At 28.9% G+C, this 17617-nt stretch carries 20 protein-coding genes, 1 tRNA gene and 1 pseudogene; 8 read left to right on the top strand and 14 right to left on the bottom strand.

The window, feature by feature from the left end; all coding sequences use genetic code 11:
- Nucleotides 1–573, top strand: a 573-nt coding sequence (locus V7R38_RS11730; protein WP_334058645.1) for a T9SS type A sorting domain-containing protein, incomplete at its 5' end; no start/stop codon positions are given.
- A 76-nt stretch (nucleotides 574–649) separates the two neighbouring features.
- Here V7R38_RS11730 and V7R38_RS11725 read toward each other — a convergent pair.
- From V7R38_RS11725 to V7R38_RS11700, 6 genes and pseudogenes are all read right to left on the bottom strand, one after another.
- Nucleotides 650–1054 (bottom strand): response regulator, encoded by a 405-nt coding sequence (locus tag V7R38_RS11725; protein ID WP_334058643.1) that lies wholly within the window; start codon nucleotides 1052–1054, stop codon nucleotides 650–652.
- Between the two features lie 15 nt (nucleotides 1055–1069).
- Nucleotides 1070–2689 carry an HWE histidine kinase domain-containing protein gene (locus V7R38_RS13160; RefSeq protein WP_438825603.1) on the bottom strand — a complete coding sequence of 540 codons (1620 nt, stop codon included), beginning with the start codon at nucleotides 2687–2689 and terminating at the stop codon, nucleotides 1070–1072.
- A gap of 18 nt (nucleotides 2690–2707) precedes the next feature.
- Nucleotides 2708–2857 (bottom strand): annotated as a pseudogene (locus tag V7R38_RS13155) (GAF domain-containing protein); the annotation flags it as partial.
- Between the two features lie 11 nt (nucleotides 2858–2868).
- Nucleotides 2869–3621, bottom strand: a complete 753-nt coding sequence (locus V7R38_RS11710; protein WP_334058641.1) for a hypothetical protein — start codon at nucleotides 3619–3621, stop codon at nucleotides 2869–2871.
- Nucleotides 3581–4150, bottom strand: a complete 570-nt coding sequence (locus V7R38_RS11705) for a hypothetical protein (RefSeq protein ID WP_334058639.1) — start codon at nucleotides 4148–4150, stop codon at nucleotides 3581–3583. The genes V7R38_RS11710 and V7R38_RS11705 overlap by 41 nt, the downstream gene beginning before the upstream one ends.
- A 188-nt stretch (nucleotides 4151–4338) precedes the next feature.
- A tRNA-Met gene (locus V7R38_RS11700) sits at nucleotides 4339–4412 on the bottom strand.
- A gap of 108 nt (nucleotides 4413–4520) precedes the next feature.
- Here V7R38_RS11700 and V7R38_RS11695 point away from each other — a divergent pair.
- Nucleotides 4521–4904: an START-like domain-containing protein gene (locus V7R38_RS11695; protein WP_015479822.1), complete on the top strand. Its 384-nt coding sequence runs from the start codon at nucleotides 4521–4523 to the stop codon at nucleotides 4902–4904.
- A 102-nt stretch (nucleotides 4905–5006) separates the two neighbouring features.
- Entirely contained in the window at nucleotides 5007–5840 is an 834-nt protein-coding gene (locus tag V7R38_RS11690) for an aminotransferase class IV (RefSeq protein WP_334058636.1), read from the top strand.
- On the opposite strand, the gene V7R38_RS11685 is transcribed toward V7R38_RS11690, so the two are convergent.
- The 5 genes from V7R38_RS11685 to V7R38_RS11665 all read right to left on the bottom strand — a co-directional run bounded on the left by V7R38_RS11685 (nucleotide 5837) and on the right by V7R38_RS11665 (nucleotide 10316).
- Nucleotides 5837–6394, bottom strand: coding sequence for a YqgE/AlgH family protein (locus tag V7R38_RS11685; RefSeq protein ID WP_015479824.1), 558 nt, complete (start codon nucleotides 6392–6394; stop codon nucleotides 5837–5839). The two genes, V7R38_RS11690 and V7R38_RS11685, sit on opposite strands and share 4 nt — an antisense overlap.
- A gap of 76 nt (nucleotides 6395–6470) precedes the next feature.
- Complete coding sequence (locus tag V7R38_RS11680; protein ID WP_015479825.1) at nucleotides 6471–6743, bottom strand: HU family DNA-binding protein; 273 nt, start codon at nucleotides 6741–6743, stop codon at nucleotides 6471–6473.
- A gap of 186 nt (nucleotides 6744–6929) precedes the next feature.
- Nucleotides 6930–7874 (bottom strand): methionyl-tRNA formyltransferase, encoded by a 945-nt coding sequence (fmt, locus tag V7R38_RS11675; RefSeq protein ID WP_334058632.1) that lies wholly within the window; start codon nucleotides 7872–7874, stop codon nucleotides 6930–6932.
- Nucleotides 7875–7878: 4 nt separating this feature from the next.
- Entirely contained in the window at nucleotides 7879–9771 is a 1893-nt protein-coding gene (locus tag V7R38_RS11670) for a RecQ family ATP-dependent DNA helicase (protein ID WP_334058630.1), read from the bottom strand.
- Nucleotides 9768–10316 carry an ATP-binding protein gene (locus V7R38_RS11665; RefSeq protein WP_334058628.1) on the bottom strand — a complete coding sequence of 183 codons (549 nt, stop codon included), beginning with the start codon at nucleotides 10314–10316 and terminating at the stop codon, nucleotides 9768–9770. The genes V7R38_RS11670 and V7R38_RS11665 overlap by 4 nt, the downstream gene beginning before the upstream one ends.
- Before the next feature lie 139 nt (nucleotides 10317–10455).
- On the opposite strand from V7R38_RS11665, the gene V7R38_RS11660 reads away from it, so the two are divergent.
- Genes V7R38_RS11660 through V7R38_RS11640 form a run of 5 tightly spaced genes read left to right on the top strand, consistent with a single transcriptional unit; the run spans nucleotide 10456 to nucleotide 15522 of the window.
- Nucleotides 10456–10737: a DUF493 family protein gene (locus V7R38_RS11660; protein WP_334058626.1), complete on the top strand. Its 282-nt coding sequence runs from the start codon at nucleotides 10456–10458 to the stop codon at nucleotides 10735–10737.
- Nucleotides 10738–10741: 4 nt separating this feature from the next.
- Entirely contained in the window at nucleotides 10742–12376 is a 1635-nt protein-coding gene (locus V7R38_RS11655; protein WP_334058624.1) for a peptidylprolyl isomerase, read from the top strand.
- The gene (locus tag V7R38_RS11650; protein WP_334058622.1) at nucleotides 12376–13224 is read left to right on the top strand and encodes a hypothetical protein; all 849 of its coding nucleotides are present in this window, start codon (nucleotides 12376–12378) and stop codon (nucleotides 13222–13224) included. The genes V7R38_RS11655 and V7R38_RS11650 overlap by 1 nt, the downstream gene beginning before the upstream one ends.
- Nucleotides 13190–14569: a peptidylprolyl isomerase gene (locus tag V7R38_RS11645; RefSeq protein WP_334058620.1), complete on the top strand. Its 1380-nt coding sequence runs from the start codon at nucleotides 13190–13192 to the stop codon at nucleotides 14567–14569. Before V7R38_RS11650 ends, V7R38_RS11645 begins: the two co-directional genes overlap by 35 nt.
- The gene (locus tag V7R38_RS11640; RefSeq protein WP_334058618.1) at nucleotides 14569–15522 is read left to right on the top strand and encodes an AAA family ATPase; all 954 of its coding nucleotides are present in this window, start codon (nucleotides 14569–14571) and stop codon (nucleotides 15520–15522) included. The genes V7R38_RS11645 and V7R38_RS11640 overlap by 1 nt, the downstream gene beginning before the upstream one ends.
- On the opposite strand, the gene V7R38_RS11635 is transcribed toward V7R38_RS11640, so the two are convergent.
- From V7R38_RS11635 to V7R38_RS11625, 3 genes are read right to left on the bottom strand one after another with little or no spacing between them, the layout of a single operon-like run.
- Entirely contained in the window at nucleotides 15519–16076 is a 558-nt protein-coding gene (locus V7R38_RS11635) for an RsmD family RNA methyltransferase (RefSeq protein ID WP_015479834.1), read from the bottom strand. The genes V7R38_RS11640 and V7R38_RS11635 overlap by 4 nt on opposite strands.
- Nucleotides 16076–16906: a DUF3822 family protein gene (locus V7R38_RS11630; protein ID WP_334058615.1), complete on the bottom strand. Its 831-nt coding sequence runs from the start codon at nucleotides 16904–16906 to the stop codon at nucleotides 16076–16078. Before V7R38_RS11630 ends, V7R38_RS11635 begins: the two co-directional genes overlap by 1 nt.
- On the bottom strand, nucleotides 16878–17609 hold the full coding sequence (locus V7R38_RS11625; RefSeq protein WP_334058613.1) for a hypothetical protein: 732 nt from the start codon (nucleotides 17607–17609) through the stop codon (nucleotides 16878–16880). The genes V7R38_RS11630 and V7R38_RS11625 overlap by 29 nt, the downstream gene beginning before the upstream one ends.
- Between the last annotated feature and the right edge of the window lie 8 nt (nucleotides 17610–17617).

Genomic DNA, 17617 nt, shown 5'->3' with positions numbered 1-17617 from the left:
AATGTATCAGTTGTAAGATTTAGTGTGTCAAATAGTATTGACGTATTAAGTAACGATGTTTTTGGATCTGATGGTCCAAGTTTAACACATCCATTAACTTTATCTAATGGTAGATCTACTGGAGTTTCTTCAGGAGGTAGATTCATTAGTGTAAATGGTAACAATACAATATCTTACTCACCAGGAAGTTTAATGTCAGATTCATTTGAATATACAATTACTGATAAGAATGGAGATGCAACTACAGGTACTGTTTATATTACAACTACAGCAAATAGAGAGGTGCCAAATAGTGTAACTATTGGAGATACTGAAATTTTTGTAGATAACTTCTTAAGTTATCCAAATCCTTCAGAAGGAAATGTAAACACAACTTTATTAAGTAGTGTAAATACAAAAGCAACAATGTTATTATTTGATGCTACAGGTAAAGTAGTTTCAAGTTCAACATTAGAATTACAAGAAGGATTAAATCAATTTGACTTTAACTTCAAAGTAAAAGCAGGATTGCTATTCATGAAAATTGTAAGTGCAGAAAAAGATTTTGGAACTAGTAAAATAGTTTTTAAATAGTAAATTAAAAGTCAACTAACTAAAAAGAGGAAAATCGTAAGATTTTCCTCTTTTTTAATTATCAGTAATTTAGATATTACTTGGGTATAGATGAACCTGCTTCTTCTATTTTTTCTAAAAGTTTATCAATATCAAAAGGTTTGCTTAAAAAGTAATTTGCACCTAAATTAAAAACAACAGTTTCAGTACTTACTGTTTTTCTATTATGATTGTACCCTGTTATTGCTACTATTTTTATATCAGGAAAACTTCTTCTTATTGGTCCTATAATTCGTATTCCATTATCAGATATTAAGCTGCCAAAATCATTTTTATGATATAAATCTACAACAACTATATCTGGTATTTCATCATTAATACTCACTAAACCTTCTGAACCAGTTGTTACTAAATTAACCGAATATTTGTTTGTTTTTGTTAGTGCTTCCTTCCATTCTTCAGCTAATATAAAATCATCTTCTATAATTAAAACGCGTAACATATTTATAAGTGTAATTTAATTGGTTAGTTTGTCTAAAATTTTAAATAATTGCTCATCTGATAGCGGTTTTATAAAAACAGGTGCATCAGGAAAAGATTTGTTTTGTAGAAATGTATCTCCATATCCCGTTAAATAATGAAAAGGAATACTCTTAGATTTACAAATTTGTGCAACTTTTAAAGAAGTTTCTTTTTTTAAGTTGACGTCTAAGAAAGCAAAATCATAAGTTTTATTTCTTAACGAATTTAAAGCTGCTTTTTGGTTAGAAAAAATATTTACTACAGAAGGTATTCTATTTTCAATAAGCTCTTTAAATTGATTGGCTATTATAAAATCGTCTTCAAGAACTAAAATATTTAAATCTTTAATTTCGGCTGATTTTTCATCATCTTTTAGTTTGATTTGTTCAGTAGCAAACATTTCTGTTTTTTCTCTTAAAATTGCATCCAAAGGTATTTGTATGGTTACCTCCAAACCAGATTCTTTAAAATTCATCAAAGAGCTTCCTCCAAACTCATAGCCAATAGCATTTTCAATAATTGTTCGTCCAAATCCTTTTCTATCAGGTTCTTCTACTTTTGGTCCATTTTCTTCTTTCCAAAATATAAAAAGATCATTCTTATTAGATTGCCAAGAAATGGTAAGTTTACCAGAATGTGTAGATAAGCAACCGTATTTGGCTGAATTTGTTGTTAATTCATGAAAGACCAAAACAATAATTGGTGCTACACTAGACGAAAGTTCTACAGTTTCTCCTTTAATTTCATAGTTTTTACCACTATGATCAAATGGAGCGAGTTCCTTTTCTAAGATATTTGTTAAATCTACACTACCAAAACTACTTTCGGTTAGCATGTTGTTTACATCAGCCAAGGCCGTAATTCTTTTTTCTAAGGCTATTACATAACTCTCAATAGATTTTTCTGTATTAGCAGTTTGTTTAGATACCGATTTTACCAATGCTAGTATGTTTCTAACTCTATGGTTTAATTCCTTAACTAAAATTTTTAATCGTTCATTTTCGGAAACAGCTTTATTTTCTTTATCAATTTCAAGAGCAATATATTTTTTAAAAGTATCTAGGGCATTCTTTGCTACAAATAAGTCTTGTGTAGTCCAAACATCAGAATCTTCAGAATTACTTTCAATATACTCATTAAAAGAACTTCTTGGATGTAGTCTAACTTTCTCTTTTTCAAAAACTAATTCTTTCTTTGGGCTTCCTGCCCATTGAATCTTTTTTGAGATTTTGTCTCTAAAGAATAATAAATTTATTTCAGGAAATTGAGAATTCAATTGCATAGAAATTAAACCACGAGTATTTTTAATTCCCTCAGAAACCAATTCACTTATATTGGTGTAATGTTGAATTTCATCTGCTTTTGCATTTACTTTTTCTACAATGGTTGTAATTGCAAATAATTCTGGACAATCACCCAAGGTTTTTATTTCTTTATCAATAACATAAGCAACACCATCACAAGGTATAAGCTTAAAAAGATTTTCTGCCTGTGAATCCCAAAATTTGTCTAGTTTAAAAGAATTACTATTTATGGCCACAAGCTCATTCCCATTTTCTAAAATATCTTTAATAGTTTTTTGAGCTTTAGACCTTGTTTGATGTTCTAGAACCATATTAATAGTTTGGCCTAAAATATCTGCAGAATAAGTTTCTTGAGGAGATAATTCTTTGATAGTGTTATGATGATGTGCGAATAATCCCCATAATTTATTATTGATAATAATAGGGATTGTCATAGAACTCTGTACTCCCATATTCCTTAAATATTGATTGTGCACAGGTGCTGCTGCTCTTAAAAAACTATAAGTAAGGTTAAGTTTATCTTCATTTTTTTATTAATTAAAATTTTAGAACCTTCATCACTAGTATTTTTAATATATCTAATAGGGTTTTTTAAGAATAATTCTCTTGCTTTTGGTGGAATATCAAACGCAGGAAATCTGAGGCCTAGAAAAGAATTCATAGAAGTAGAAACAGCTTCTGCAATTACCTCGCCAGAATTATCAGGCAAAAATTTATATGCCATAACTCTGTCAAAACCTGTAATTTTTTGCAGAGATTGCACAGCGTTTTTCAAAATATCTTCAATATTTTCATGACCATGTGTTCTTGCTAATGCCCATTTTATATTGTTATTGATATTTATGTATTTGAAATCTTCACCTGTAGGCATTAATTCTAATACCACAGAATTTTCGGTTCTAAAAAGAGAAATATCAATAGATTTATCTCCTTCACTTGTAACCTTGATGTGTTCTCTTTGAAACTTTGTAGAATTGTGTGATGCTATATTTAAAATATCGTGAACATCATCTTTATTAAAAACCTCTCTTATGGATTTTGATAAAGCTGCTTTCGCATCTAACTTTAGAATTGTATCTAAATTTTTGGATGCGTGAGTAACCATAAGAGAGTCAAAGTCAAAAGCTAGTAATACACCATGACTTTGAACACTTTCAATCCACTCAATAGGTTCGTTATTACAATTTTCTAAAGCTTGTTTCTCAAGCGCTTTCGATGCTTTTATGTTTTCTTTTGTACTCAAGATTTGCGTATTTATTAATTGTAGAAAATGCCTCATTAGCTCCTTCAATAACTTCTTTTTCAATTAGATTGTCATTGCTCAATAAACATCCTAGAGATTTCATTTGAGACTTAGAGGTATTAATAAGTTCAGTAATGTAATGTGAGTGTATTGGCGGGTTATGTTCTAAAGCCATTTTTCGAAGCAATCTGGCACCCATAGCAGAGCCAGCAAAAACATAAAAAACACCAATAGCAAAAGAATTACTATTTAATTCTTTATTTGGCTTAGCAGTTTCAATATCAGTATCAAAATCTTTTAAATCTTTTTGAAGCGAAGAAATTAAACTGCTATTAAACGTTTTTAATAATAGTTGTTTTTCTAATTCTTGGAATAATTTCTGATATTTAATTCTAGAATTTAAAATTGATTTGTAGAATACTTCTAGTTTAGAATTAGAAATACCTTCACTAAAATTAAACGCATTTTCTACTTTTCCGTGCTTCTCTTTAGTTTCTTCATACAGCTTCTTACGAAGTTCAGTTTTCATATATAATGTTTGAGAATACTTTACTAATATAAAGCTAACTTGTAGTATATCAAACAGTCACGTTTAGATTTTTTCTATGTTATTAAGTAGATTATTGGTTTAATGTATTACTATTTTATAATTAGGAAAAGTAAAGCACAAAAAAAACGAATTGTGAAACACAATTCGTTTTAATTCTATTTATTTTGTAGCGAAGACGGGATTTGAACCCGTGACCTCAGGGTTATGAATCCTGCGCTCTAACCAACTGAGCTACCTCGCCATTGACTTTGAGGATGCAAATATAATCGATTTTTACATACTGGCAAGTGGAGGTTTTAATTTTTTTTCTTCAAATTAATACCTATCTTGTGCATTAACTTTTTATATAATGGATAAAGTAAAATACGAAATAGAAATTCCTGTTCATGCATCTCCAAACATGCTATATCAGTATATTTCATCACCATCTAATTTACAAGAATGGTTTGCAGATACCGTGAATTCTAGAGGTAAAATTTATACATTTAGTTGGGATGGTACAGAAGAACAGGCAGAATTGGTAACAAAAAAGTCCGAAGAAAGAATTCGATTTAAGTGGTTAGAGAGCGAAGATGATGATAGTTTTTTCGAAATTAAAATTCAAGTTGATCCGTTAACCAAAGACGTTTCTTTAATTATTACAGATTTTGCAGATGATGAAGATGAAGTTGAGGAAGCGAAACAACTATGGGAGAATCAAATAGATGAATTAAAGCATACTATAGGAGCTTAATTCATATGATAATATTATATTTTAAAACTCAACCTGAAAGGTTGAGTTTTTTTATATTTTCTTTTTTAAAAGCCTTAATTTTGCATTTCTAAAAGAAGGAAAATGGTTAATTTGAATGGAGAATTGTTATTAGAGGAAAATTTTAAACTATCTAATCTAAATAGAGGTTTTAAATATGGAGATGCAATTTTTGAAACTATTAAAGTAGCTAATAATAAAGTAATATTTTGGGAAGATCATTATTTCAGATTAATGGCTTCTATGAGAATGTTAAGAATGAAAATTCCCTTAAAATTTACCTTAGAATATTTAGAACAAGAAATTTTAAAAACTGCTGAGGCTAATAAATTAAGTTCTTTATGTAGAATTAGACTTAATGTGTTTCGTAAAGATGGTGGTTTTTATACACCAAAAACCAATGAAATAGATTTTTCAATTGAGGCAAATCAAATTACTTACAGTACCCAAGAAAATTATAAAATAGACGTTTTTAAAGATTTCTATAATTATTCTGGCATGTTGTCTACTGTTAAGATCAATAATAGAATGATTAATACTTTAGCTAGTATTTATGCGAATGAAAATGATCTAGACAATTGTGTTTTAATTAATGAAAGAAAAGGAGTAGTAGAAGTTGCTAACGGAAATATTTTTGTTTTAAAAAATAACATAGTTAAAACACCTAGTTTAGAAGAGGGTTGTATTAAAGGGGTAGTTAGAAAGAAAATAATTGAAATGCTAACCAAGAATCCGGATTATACTATTGAAGAAACAAGTATTTCTCCATTTGAAATTCAAAAGGCAGATGAAGTTTTTATAACGAATGCAATTATAGGAATTCAACCTGTTACAAATTATAAGAAGAAATCTTTTCAAACAGAATTTGGTACAAAGTTGTCTAAAAGTTTAAAAGTATTGGAGGTTACCTCAAATTAATTAAGAGAAACGTCATTAGGTGCATTAGCCCATAACTTGTAATCTCCTCCTTTTTCTAGTAATTTTTTACGCCAGAACGTATCCTCGTTTTCTGAAAATATATTTTGGATATTGTTTTCAGAGATGAACCAAGAATTGATGTTGATTTCGTCTTTAAGTTGGTTCTTTCCCCAACCAGAGTAACCTAAGAAAAAGCGAATATCAGTAGATGACAATTCTCCTGAATTCAGCAACTGCTTTAAGGAATCGAAATTTCCTCCCCAAAAAATACCATCACTAATAGCAATACTATCTGGAATAAGTTCTGGAACTTTATGTACAAAGTACAGGTTATCTTGCTCTACAGGGCCTCCTTGATAAACTGTGAAGTTTGAGTCAATATCTGGAATTAGGTCTTTTAAAACATAGTCTAAAGGCCTGTTTAAAATAAAACCTACAGAATTATTTTCTGTGTACTCTGTAATTAAAATAATAGCCCTATTAAAAGAGCTGTCATTTAATATAGAGGGTTCTGCAATTAATAATCTACCTTTAAGTGGTTCTAAATGCGACATAAGTAAATGTAACGAAATTTGAGCAAAAAAAAAACTCTCTAAAAAAGAGAGTTTTATTTGTAATTTATTCTGTAAACTAGTTTACAGCATCACTTAATCCAGCTCCAGCTTTAAACTTAGCTACATTTTTAGCAGCGATTTGGATTGTTTTACCAGTTTGAGGGTTTCTACCACTTCTTGCAGCTCTATGAGAAACTGAAAAAGTTCCAAAACCTACTAAAGCAACTTTATCTCCACCTTTTAAAGCAGAAGTTACATTATCTGTAAAAGATTCTAATGCTGCTTTTGCTGCTACTTTAGAAATTCCTGCGTCTGCAGCCATTGCGTCGATTAAATCTGACTTGTTCATAATAAATAGATTTTTAAAAATTAATTGTTTATTTTTTGCTATTAAGCTTAACAAATATATACGTATTAAGGGCCTACGCAAATTACCACCCCTAAAAAGTAGGTATTTGTTAATAAATACATCTAAAATGTTAATAAAGGCAGTTAGGAAATTACAAAATCTCTATAAACCTTATCAATAAAGGGGTTAAAGCATTTTAGCGTTTTCAGAAAAAACAAAACCATTTAATAGACTTTTTGAATCTAGTTTTTTCTTACCTGCAATTTTAATTTCGTCTATAATAATGAACCCTTTTTTTACAGCAACTTTTAATTCGTTTTTTGAACTTATAATTTTACCAAATTCAAAACTATGCTCCTCAGTTACTTTACGAACTTTATAAAGTTTAGTTTTCAATTGCTCTTCATTATTGTTTATTACTGTCCAAGCTGCAGGAAATGGATTTAGCCCTCTAATTTGATTGTAAATTTCAGTAATTGACTTGCTCCAATCAATTCTTGTATTCTTAGGAAATAATTTGGGCGCTTGTTTTTCTTCTAAATCTGGTTGTTTTTTCGTCTTAATATCACCTTCTGAAATCGCATTTACTGTTTTGGCTACTAAGTCAGCTCCTAAATACATTAATTTATCATGCAAGGTACCTACAGTTTCATCTTCGGTAATATTAATTTCTTCTTGAAGAATGATTTCTCCAGTGTCTATCTTTTCATCAATAAAAAAGGTAGTAACTCCAGTTTTATTTTCGCCATTAATAATAGCCCAATGAATAGGTGCAGCACCTCTATATTCAGGCAACAGAGAAGCATGTAAATTAAATGTACCAAATTTAGGCAGTTGCCAAACCGATTTAGGTAGCATTCTAAACGCAACAACTATTTGTAAATCTACCTCTAATGAATTAATTTCATTTAAAAAAGACTCATCTTTTAAATTAGTAGGTTGTAATACCTTTAAGTTTTCTGATATGGCATACTTTTTAACAGCAGATTCATTTAGTTTTCTTCCTCTTCCTGCAGGTTTATCAGCAGCTGTTATTACACCAACAATATTATAATTATGGTCTACTAAATGTTTTAAAATTGTAACTGCAAAATCTGGAGTACCCATAAAAACAATTCGTAAATCTTTCATAATTTTATTTTAGTTGATATTTATTTTGATGGTTAATTTTGATAATATTTTCAGAAATTAACTCACGCAAATGTATTAAAATGTCTTTTTCATTTGCGCTAATAAATTGATTAATTTCCTGAGAAGTTAAACTATATTTTGATTTTAGGAGTGTAATTATTTCTTCTGAAATGTTTAATTTTTTATTTCTTTTTTCTGATAAACAGACATCACAAACTCCACATTTTTTAGTTGATTTTTCTTCAAAATAATTTAATAATTGAATGCTTCTGCAGATCGTATTATTGGAAATGAAGGATAAAAAATCCTTCGATTTTTTTTCTTTTTGAGTTAAATATTTTGATATATTTTTTGAAATAGAGTTAATGGTTTTGTCATCTTCTCTAGGTACTAAAAATTGAATTTCTAAATCAGTTTCTACTTGGTTGTAATCTACCAAATCATCTTGTTGTAAACGTTGTAATTGCTCTTTTACCTGTCCAGATGTCATGTTGTTTTTCTTTGCTATTGCAAATTCATCTATTTTAACTTCTTGTTCAAATAACCCTGAATAAGTTCTTAATAATGAGTTTATAAAGTTTTTAGTATAGATATTTCTTATGGCGTAAGAAAGTACATTTTTACTAGATGTTTTAAAAAATAATGTAGATTTTTGATTATAAGTATTCGATAAAATTATAATACCATTATTGGCAAGAATTTTTAAAATAGTGTCTACTTTGATAGGTGTAAATTTATATAATTTTGAAAATTCTAACAGGTTAAAACTATAAAAATCTTCTGTTATTTCACCTAAAGAAATTGTAAAATATTGATATAATTTTCGATGAACTTCTTTTATTTCTTTTAGACTTGGAATTGATTTTTTTACAGTTTCATTAAACACTAAAATATCACTATCGTTTTTAAGTAATACTGCAAATGATTTTTTTTCATTTCTTCCTGCTCTTCCAGATTCTTGGATGTAGTTTTCAATAGAAAATGGTAAATCAAAATGAATTACAATGCCAACATTAGATTTGTCAATTCCCATTCCAAATGCATTTGTTGCCACTATAATTGGAGTAGATTCAGAAAGCCAATTTTTAAAAGCTAAATCTTTATCTTTCGTAGAAAGTCCTCCATGATAAAAACTACTTTTAAAGTTATTGGCATTTAGAAAAGTTGCAATGTCTTTTGTTTTTCGTCTAGAATTTACATAAACAATTGCTGGTGTTTTTGTTTTGGTGAAGATTTGAAGAAGTTTACCCAATTTGTCTTGCACATCAAAAACTTGGTAAGCTAGGTTCTTTCTGTAAAAAGATTTTTTAAAAACTTTTGGATGTTGCAACTCTAAATTCAGAGCAATATCATTAATAATTTTATTGTTAGCAGTTGCTGTTAATGCAATAAAATTAGCATTCGGAATTATAGTTTTTAGAATGTTGATGTTTCTGTAGGAAGGTCTAAAATCATGTCCCCATTCAGAAATACAATGCGCTTCATCAATGGCAACTAGGTTTACATTCAGTTCTTTTATTTTTTGTTGAATTAATAGTGATTGCAATCTTTCAGGAGAAATATATAGAAACTTATAACTACCAAACTTAATATTATCAAACAAAGTAATAATTTCATTGTTGGAAGATCCAGATTTAATTGTGGCTGCTTTAATGTTTCTTTTTTTAAGGTTGGCAACTTGATCGTTCATTAAAGCGATCAAAGGAGAGATAACAATACAAACGCCTTCCATCTGCAATGCAGGTACTTGAAAACAAATAGATTTTCCACCTCCAGTTGGTAGTAATGCAATTACATCTTCTTTTTGAAGAACTGCATTTATAATTTGGTCTTGTGGTTCTCTAAAACTTGTGTAGTTCCAGTATTTTTTTAATATTTCTAAAGCTGTATTTATCATTCACAAGAAAGTGAATTAATAATAAAATCAGTTCTATCTTTTATCGATCCAAAAGGTACATTAATCAACTTATAGTTTAACGCTGTATAAGCTTCCTTTAGAAATTTGTCTATTTTAATTGACTCTTCAAAAGACTCATATCTTTCATTATCAGTAGTATGGATGTCTTTCCATGGAGCGAAATGAAAGATGAGATCATAGGTATACTCTAAACACTTATCTGTAAAATAGGAAGGATAATCAGTTTTAAAATAATCTAGATAGGCCTTTACATCAGGAATCCCTCTATCAAAAAAGACCAAATTTTCGCTACTATTTTGCGCTTCTAAAAATTGATTTTCTCTACCTTCTAATAATTTTTTGCTAAACAATAGTGGCTCTGTTAAAAAGAGTTGATCTATACCATCTTTTTGGGCTTGCAAAGTTACAGCCCTAGAAACTTCTTCTAAGCAAAAATAGCCGCTTGCTTTTAAAGCATTCAAAACACTTGTTTTACCAGTACCTGGCCCACCAATTAGAACAATTTTTAGTTGATTATTTTTCAAAAATTTTAGCTTAGAATTATTATTTTTGATTTTAAGAATACTGCATAATTTACAAAAATAAATCATTAGCATTATAAATCTAATTTTTAACGTAATTTTGTGGCCTACTATTTGTAAATAGTGCATAAACATTACAATGATGAGCGATAAAAAAGCATTCTATATAAAATTAAAAGGTCAGTTAGAAGATACAACAGAGTTTCCTTCAGATTATATGTACAAATTTATTGTGCCTGCAGATGGTAATCAGCAAAAAGAGGTGCAAGAAGTTTTTGATAATAAAGGAGCTGTAATCAAAACTAAAAAATCAAAAACAGGAAAATATATCAGCATTTCTATAGTTTTAAAATTAAGCAGTGCAGATGAGGTTATTAGTTATTACAAAAAAGTAGAAGAAGTAGAAGGTATTATATCATTATAAATTTATGAAAAAGCTAATCTTATTATTTTTTATTGTCTTTACAACAGCGAGCATAGCACAGAAGAAAGATAAAGTTTTAATTACTATTGGTGATGAGAAAATAATGGTATCTGAATTTAAAAGGGTTTACGAAAAAAATTTAGATGCTATAGATAATGAAGAAGCAAAAGATTTAGAAAAAAACCTTGACTTATTTATTAACTATAAGCTTAAGGTTAAAGAGGCTTATGATATTAAGTTAGATACCTTATCATCTTATGTAAAAGAGATGAAGACCTACAGGAATCAGCTTGCTGCACCTTACATGCAAGATTCAGCTTATGTGAGTGTACTTGTTAAAGATGCTTATTTTAGAACTAAGAATGAGGTAAAAGCCAAACACATTTTAATAAGAACGCCTAAAGTAGCCACACCTAAAGATACTTTAGAGGCTTATCAAAAAATAATGAAAATTAGAGATAGAATTTTAAAAGGCGAAGATTTTGAGAAAGTAGCAGAAGAGGTTTCAGAGGATGAATCTGCTAGGGCAAATGCTAAATCAGGTAGAGCAGGTAATAAAGGTAACTTAGGTTATTTTTCTGCTTTTAAAATGGTATATCCTTTTGAAAACGCTGCTTACACTACAAAAATTGATGAAGTTTCTATGCCTTTTAGAACTAGGTTTGGTTATCATATTTTAAAGGTTGACGGACTAAGACCTTCAAAAGGAGAGGTAGAAGTAGCTCATATTTTAATTACAGATAAAACTGCTAAAGGAGAAGAAATTATAAACACTGTTTACAATCGTTTAGAAAAGGATGAGCAATTTAAAATGTTAGCTCGTAAATATTCAGATGATACAGGCTCTAAATCTAAAGGAGGTAAATTAAGAAGGTTTGGTTCTGGAGTTATGGTTCAGCCTTTTGATGAAGTTGCTTTTAGTTTAACAAAAGAAGGTGAGTATTCTAAACCTTTTAGAACGCGATTTGGTTGGCATATTGTTCAGTTAATTAAAAAGCACCCAGTAAAATCTTTTGAGGAAATGAAAAAAGAGCTTACTAGTAAAATTAGATCTAGTGATCGATTACAGCTTTCTGAAAAAGCAGTTGTAAATAGATTAAAAAAAGAATATAAGATTAAAGAATTCGATAATGCTAAAAGCATTTTTAATAATCTAAAATTAAGAAGCATACCAAGTGATTCTCTACAATTACCAATTCTAAAAATAAATGAGAAAAACTATACTCAGTCTGATTTTGTAAACTATATAAAAAGAAGAAATAATAAGCCAGTTTTTGATTTGTTTAACGATTTTAAAAGTCAAGAAATTTTAGAATATTATAAAAGTAACTTAGAGAAAACAGAACCAGATTTTGCACATATATTGCAAGAGTATGAAGATGGTTTGTTGCTATTCGAATTAATGCAACAAAAAATTTGGGATAAAGCTTCTAAAGATACTTTAGGGCTTAAAAATTTTTACAAAAAGAATTTAACAAAGTACAATAACAAAGAACTAAATAAAATTAAAGGAGAGGTTATGAATGATTATCAAAATCATTTAGAACAACTCTGGATTGCAGATTTAAGAAATAAAACTGCAATTGAAGTCAACAAAAAACAACTTAAAAAACTCATTAAATATTACAAAAAGGAGTAATGAATAGAGGTCTAATTTTTATCGGAATTTTATTGCTTTTCGCTTCTTGTGATTATTTAACTGTGCAAGAAAAAGAAAGTACAGCTTCAGAAATTGTTGCTATTGTAAATACCGAAAAATTATTTAGAGAAGATATAAGAAAGTTTTTGCCCAAAAACATTAGCAAAGAAGATAGCTTAGTTTTGGTAAAGGGCTATATAAACGATTGGGCCATAAAACAACTATTACTTAAAAATGCAGAAAGTAATAGTTCTTTAGACGAAGTAAATAATATAGATGCTTTAGTAAGAGACTATAAAGAGAGTTTATTAATTAATAATTACAAAGAAAGATTAATAAAACAACAATTAGATACTACAATAGTAGACGAAGAAATAGAAGGTTTTTACGAGAAAAATAAAGAGAATTTTAAACTGAATGAAGAGTTATTAAAAATTAAATACCTTCATTTAGATGATAAAATTATCAATAAGAAGGAACTTACCAAGCTATTTAAGTCAGATGATATTGAAGATTTAGAAGAATTAGAAAAACAACAGTTAAGCTTTAAAAATTATCAGTTTAATGACTCTATTTGGACACCTTTAGATAAGGTTTTGTTAAAACTGCCATTTTCTAAAGAAAATCTGTTAAATAAAACTAAATTCCTTGAAAAACAAGACTCATTAGGTTTATATTTGGTGACCATAAAAGATGTTTTAGTGAGAAATGATACAGCACCATTAAGCTATATTAAGCCTACAATAAAACAAATGATTTTACACAGACGTAAAATCGAATTAATAAGAGATATAGAAAAAATTTTAGTACAAGATGCAACAAAGAACAACAATCTTAAAATTTATTAAATCAGCAATACTAGTCGCGTTTTTTGGCTTAGTTAGCACATATACATCAGCTCAAATTAAGATTGATGGAGTAGCTGTTGTAATTGGTAAAAACATTGTTTTAGATTCAGATATAGAAAAATTTAAGCAAGAAGTAGAAGTAAGATCAGAAGGAAAAATTAAAATTTCTGATTGTGAAATGTTAGAAGAGTTAATGCAACAAAAATTACTTGCACACCATGCAGTAATTGATAGTGTAACAGTTTCTGACGAAGAAATTTCGAGCAGAGTAGAAAGAAGTGTTGCTTTTTTTACAGAACAATTTGGCTCTGTAGATAAAGTGATAAAAGCTTACGGATTTAATGATTTAGATGATTTAAAAAAAGAACTTTATTCTGTTCAGTCAGAAAATGTGTTGATAGAAAAAGAGCAGTTAAAAATTACAGATAAAATAGATGTAACTCCAGAAGAAGTACGTTTGTATTATGTAGGTTTAAAAGAGGATGGTGAATTGCCAGAGTTTTCAGCAGAAATAGAATTGGCACAATTGGTCATTAAAGCAAAGCCAACAGAAGAAGAAAATCAACGAATTATTAATAAGTTGAATGAACTTAAAAAAGAAATTGAAGATGGGGCTAACTTTAAAATGAAGGCCATTATAAACTCAGATGATCCTGGTGTAACAAGTAATGGTGGTAGATATGAGGTTACTAAAGAATCTCAATTTATCAAAGAATTTAAAGAAATGGCTTTTTCTTTAGATGTTGGTCAGGTTTCAAAACCTTTTAAATCAGATTTTGGTTATCACTTAATGCAATTGCATGAAATTAAAGGTAATATGAGAATTGCGTCTCATATATTAATGCAACCAAATGTTCCTGAATCATTATTAACAGAAACTAAAGAAAAAGCGATAAAAATTGCTAATGACATTAAACTTGGTAAAATAACATTTACAGAAGCAGTTAGAAAATATTCTGATGATGAAGACACCAAAAATGATGATGGTTTATTAATGAATCCTTACACAGGTGAAAATACTTGGGATTTAACAAGAATGGATCCTGCATTATATGCAAGAGTAGCAGAATTGCAAAAAGGGGAACTATCTGATGTTTATTTTGATGAAAATAGAAGTGGTGAAAAGATGTATAAGTTTATCATAATGAGAGATAGAACTAATACGCACACTGCAGATTTAGTAAACGATTATGTAAAAGTGCAAGAATTAGCTTTGGCTAAGAAAAAAGAAGAGGCTATTACAAAATGGGCTAAAGAAAAAATTTCAGACACTTACATCAAAATGTCTGATGAGCATAGAAAATGTACTTTTGAAAAAAATTGGAAAAAAGAAACAGGTAGATAATGTCTGACGTTAAAGCTGTAAACGATTTAGTCGTAAAATACAATACATTAAAATCTGAAATTAGTAAGGTAATTGTTGGTCAAGAAGATGCTGTAAACTTTACCTTATTGTCTATATTTTGTGGTGGCCATTCTTTATTGATTGGTGTGCCAGGCTTGGCAAAAACCTTATTGGTAAATACAGTATCTAATGTTTTAGGTTTAAACTTTAAAAGAATTCAATTTACTCCAGATTTAATGCCTTCAGATATTTTAGGTAGTGAAATCTTAGATGAAAACAGACATTTTAAATTTATAAAAGGCCCAATATTCTCGAACATCATTTTGGCTGATGAAATTAATAGAACTCCGCCAAAAACACAGGCAGCACTTTTAGAGGCAATGCAAGAACGTTCTGTAACTGTATCTAATAATCATTATAAGTTAGAGTTGCCATTCTTTGTATTGGCTACTCAAAACCCTATAGAGCAAGAAGGTACTTACCCATTACCAGAAGCACAATTAGATAGATTCATGTTTTCTATTCATTTAGAATATCCTTCTTTTAAAGAAGAGGTACATGTTGTAAAAGCAACTACCAGTAATGTTTCTACAAGTGTAAATGCAATTTTATCGAGCGAAGAAATTATTGCTATTCAAGAATTGGTTCGTAAAATTCCAGTTACAGACAATGTAATAGAATATGCAGTAGGTTTGGTGGGTAAAACAAGGCCAAAATCTGATGCTGCTACAGAATTGGTTCAGAAATATTTAGATTGGGGAGCTGGTCCAAGAGCATCACAAAATTTAATTTTAGCAGCCAAAGCACATGCAGCTATAAATGGTAAATACTCTCCAGATATTGAAGATGTTAAAGCAGTTGCTGTTCCAATTTTATCTCATAGAATTGTAAAAAACTATAAAGCAGAAGCAGAAGGTATTACAATACAAGCTATTATAAAATCTTTGCTTTAATCTTCCTCTTCTAAAGCAGGATTTTCAAAGAAACTGAATACATTTCCTCCATATCTCTTATCATATGCATGATTATTGTGCGATGAAATATCTGTATGTTTGGAATGTTCTACAATTAAAACACCCTCTTCTTTTAATAATTCGTTTTTGAATATCAAGTCTACAATTTCTAAGAACTTTTCAGTAGTAAAATCATAAGGAGGATCTGCAAATATTATATCTGCTTGTAAGGTAGTTTTATCTAGAAATTTGTACACATCACTTTTATAGGTGTTAATGTTTAAATCTAGCTCTTTAGCAGTGTTGTAAATATAACGAATGCAGTTATGGTTTGCATCTATAGCATAAATGTTTTTAGTGCCTCTAGAAGCGAACTCGTAACTAATATTTCCAGTTCCAGAAAATAAATCAATTACATCAATACTATCAAAATAATAAGTATTGTTAAGCACATTAAACAAACCCTCTTTTGCCATATCTGTTGTAGGACGAACAGGTAAGTTTTTAGGCGCTTTTAAACGTCTTCCTTTTAATTTTCCTGATATTATTCTCATTATCCTAGTAAAATATAGTTAGTATGATGTGCCAGTTCTAAATTCTTAAAAATAGCATTAGTGTTTTTCACGAAGTCTACATTTCTTACATATTGATATGTAATTTTAAATAGCTCATCATCTTTTGCAATGATTCCACTAAAAAGAAGTTTAAATTCTTCTGGATTTAACGCTAATTGCTCAGCAGTAAATAAGATGTAGTAGATGAAATCTTCTTTAGTTTTAAAGTGAAATGAATTTAAAAACACAAGGTTATTATTGTGCAATACAATTACATCAAAATAATGTCTGGAAACATTTACATACATTATTTTATCTTCTGAATTAGGCAGCTTTAAAAGCTTTTCTAATAAAACCGTTTGATGATGTTGGTATTCAAATTCACCAAAACTATTAAATAAATAGTTATTGATATTTACATAAGGAATGTAAACATTATTGATTCCTAAAGATTCTATTTTATCAAAGGCAATAAAATCATTCTTATAGGTTTTTATTGATAGGTTTAAATAAGAAGCTAAAGCGCTTTCATCAAAATATTCATTGGGTACAATAGTAGATAAGTGATTTTCATGAATTACTTCAATAGAATCAAAATCATATTGTAAATGCTTATTTTCTTGAAAAATACGTTTTATATTTTCTAATAAACTTTGAGGCGTTTTTAAAGTTTCTTCAAAGTTGTAATTAGATAAATATAAAGACTCCTTAGTGTCTGTATTTCTTATACAAAAAGAAAATCCATCCAAACTAAATTGGATGGATAATGCTAAATTTTTTGTATTCAGTAAAGCTTTTGTACTATTCTTTATCTGCAATTTTTCTGTCATATGATGGTGGCCAATTACCTCCAGTAGTTACTTCTTCTAAAGAACCTACAGAAACATACTCACCTTTAATTTGATCTGTTTCAATCGCTTCTAGTTCTTGTTTTACTAAAGACTCATTCATACCTTCTAAAATTCCTCTTTTAGGAGTTCTAGCTCTGAATGTTGGTTGCATTAAACCAGGTACTTTTTCTACTTCACCAATTTCTAGTTCAAATTCAGTGTTAGGTACACCTGGTACATTAAACATTGTTTTATAGTCTCTATTTCTAAAGTACTTAATTACTGGCTCGTAACCAATAGTATCAGTAACTCTTTTTTCTTCATCTACAATAATACCACCACCTTTATTAACTTGCTCTACAATAGTTTTAGTTTCAGTTAACGCTAATTGTGCAGTATCTATAAACTGTATTAAACCAGCTTTATCTTTAGTGTACTTACCATAAACTTCATAATATTTTACCTCAGCATCTCTAATAATTTTTAAGCTATTAACAACTTTAGCATACTTTACTACTTTTTGTTCATTAAATTTAATTGGCTCCATTATTCCACCATAAATTTGAAAGCCTAAGAAAATTGCTAAGGCTAAAAGTAAAATAGAAGGAATCCATCTTAAGTTTAGAGGTAAAAATTTAACGATTACATAAGCTACTAGAACTGCTACTAACACAGCTCCTAAAATCATTAGTATTAAATTCATTATAAATT

Origin of the sequence: Polaribacter sp. P097, assembly GCF_036864555.1 — a bacterium.
Taxonomy (GTDB): domain Bacteria; phylum Bacteroidota; class Bacteroidia; order Flavobacteriales; family Flavobacteriaceae; genus Polaribacter.
The sequence above is the reverse complement of the archived record's forward strand: the minus strand, read 5'-3'. Positions and strand labels throughout refer to the sequence as shown.

Excerpts from the sequence above, each read along its gene's own strand:
- V7R38_RS11725 (WP_334058643.1), bottom strand. The coding sequence starts at position 1,054 with ATGTTACGCGTTTTAATTATAGAAGATGATTTTATATTAGCTGAAGAA.
- V7R38_RS13160 (WP_438825603.1), bottom strand. The coding sequence starts at position 2,689 with ATGGTTCTAGAACATCAAACAAGGTCTAAAGCTCAAAAAACTATTAAA.
- V7R38_RS11705 (WP_334058639.1), bottom strand. The coding sequence starts at position 4,150 with ATGAAAACTGAACTTCGTAAGAAGCTGTATGAAGAAACTAAAGAGAAG.
- V7R38_RS11695 (WP_015479822.1), top strand. The coding sequence starts at position 4,521 with ATGGATAAAGTAAAATACGAAATAGAAATTCCTGTTCATGCATCTCCA.
- V7R38_RS11690 (WP_334058636.1), top strand. The coding sequence starts at position 5,007 with ATGGTTAATTTGAATGGAGAATTGTTATTAGAGGAAAATTTTAAACTA.
- V7R38_RS11685 (WP_015479824.1), bottom strand. The coding sequence starts at position 6,394 with ATGTCGCATTTAGAACCACTTAAAGGTAGATTATTAATTGCAGAACCC.
- V7R38_RS11680 (WP_015479825.1), bottom strand. The coding sequence starts at position 6,743 with ATGAACAAGTCAGATTTAATCGACGCAATGGCTGCAGACGCAGGAATT.
- fmt (WP_334058632.1), bottom strand. The coding sequence starts at position 7,874 with ATGAAAGATTTACGAATTGTTTTTATGGGTACTCCAGATTTTGCAGTT.
- V7R38_RS11670 (WP_334058630.1), bottom strand. The coding sequence starts at position 9,771 with ATGATAAATACAGCTTTAGAAATATTAAAAAAATACTGGAACTACACA.
- V7R38_RS11660 (WP_334058626.1), top strand. The coding sequence starts at position 10,456 with ATGAGCGATAAAAAAGCATTCTATATAAAATTAAAAGGTCAGTTAGAA.
- V7R38_RS11655 (WP_334058624.1), top strand. The coding sequence starts at position 10,742 with ATGAAAAAGCTAATCTTATTATTTTTTATTGTCTTTACAACAGCGAGC.
- V7R38_RS11650 (WP_334058622.1), top strand. The coding sequence starts at position 12,376 with ATGAATAGAGGTCTAATTTTTATCGGAATTTTATTGCTTTTCGCTTCT.
- V7R38_RS11645 (WP_334058620.1), top strand. The coding sequence starts at position 13,190 with ATGCAACAAAGAACAACAATCTTAAAATTTATTAAATCAGCAATACTA.
- V7R38_RS11640 (WP_334058618.1), top strand. The coding sequence starts at position 14,569 with ATGTCTGACGTTAAAGCTGTAAACGATTTAGTCGTAAAATACAATACA.
- V7R38_RS11635 (WP_015479834.1), bottom strand. The coding sequence starts at position 16,076 with ATGAGAATAATATCAGGAAAATTAAAAGGAAGACGTTTAAAAGCGCCT.
- V7R38_RS11630 (WP_334058615.1), bottom strand. The coding sequence starts at position 16,906 with ATGACAGAAAAATTGCAGATAAAGAATAGTACAAAAGCTTTACTGAAT.
- V7R38_RS11625 (WP_334058613.1), bottom strand. The coding sequence starts at position 17,609 with ATGAATTTAATACTAATGATTTTAGGAGCTGTGTTAGTAGCAGTTCTA.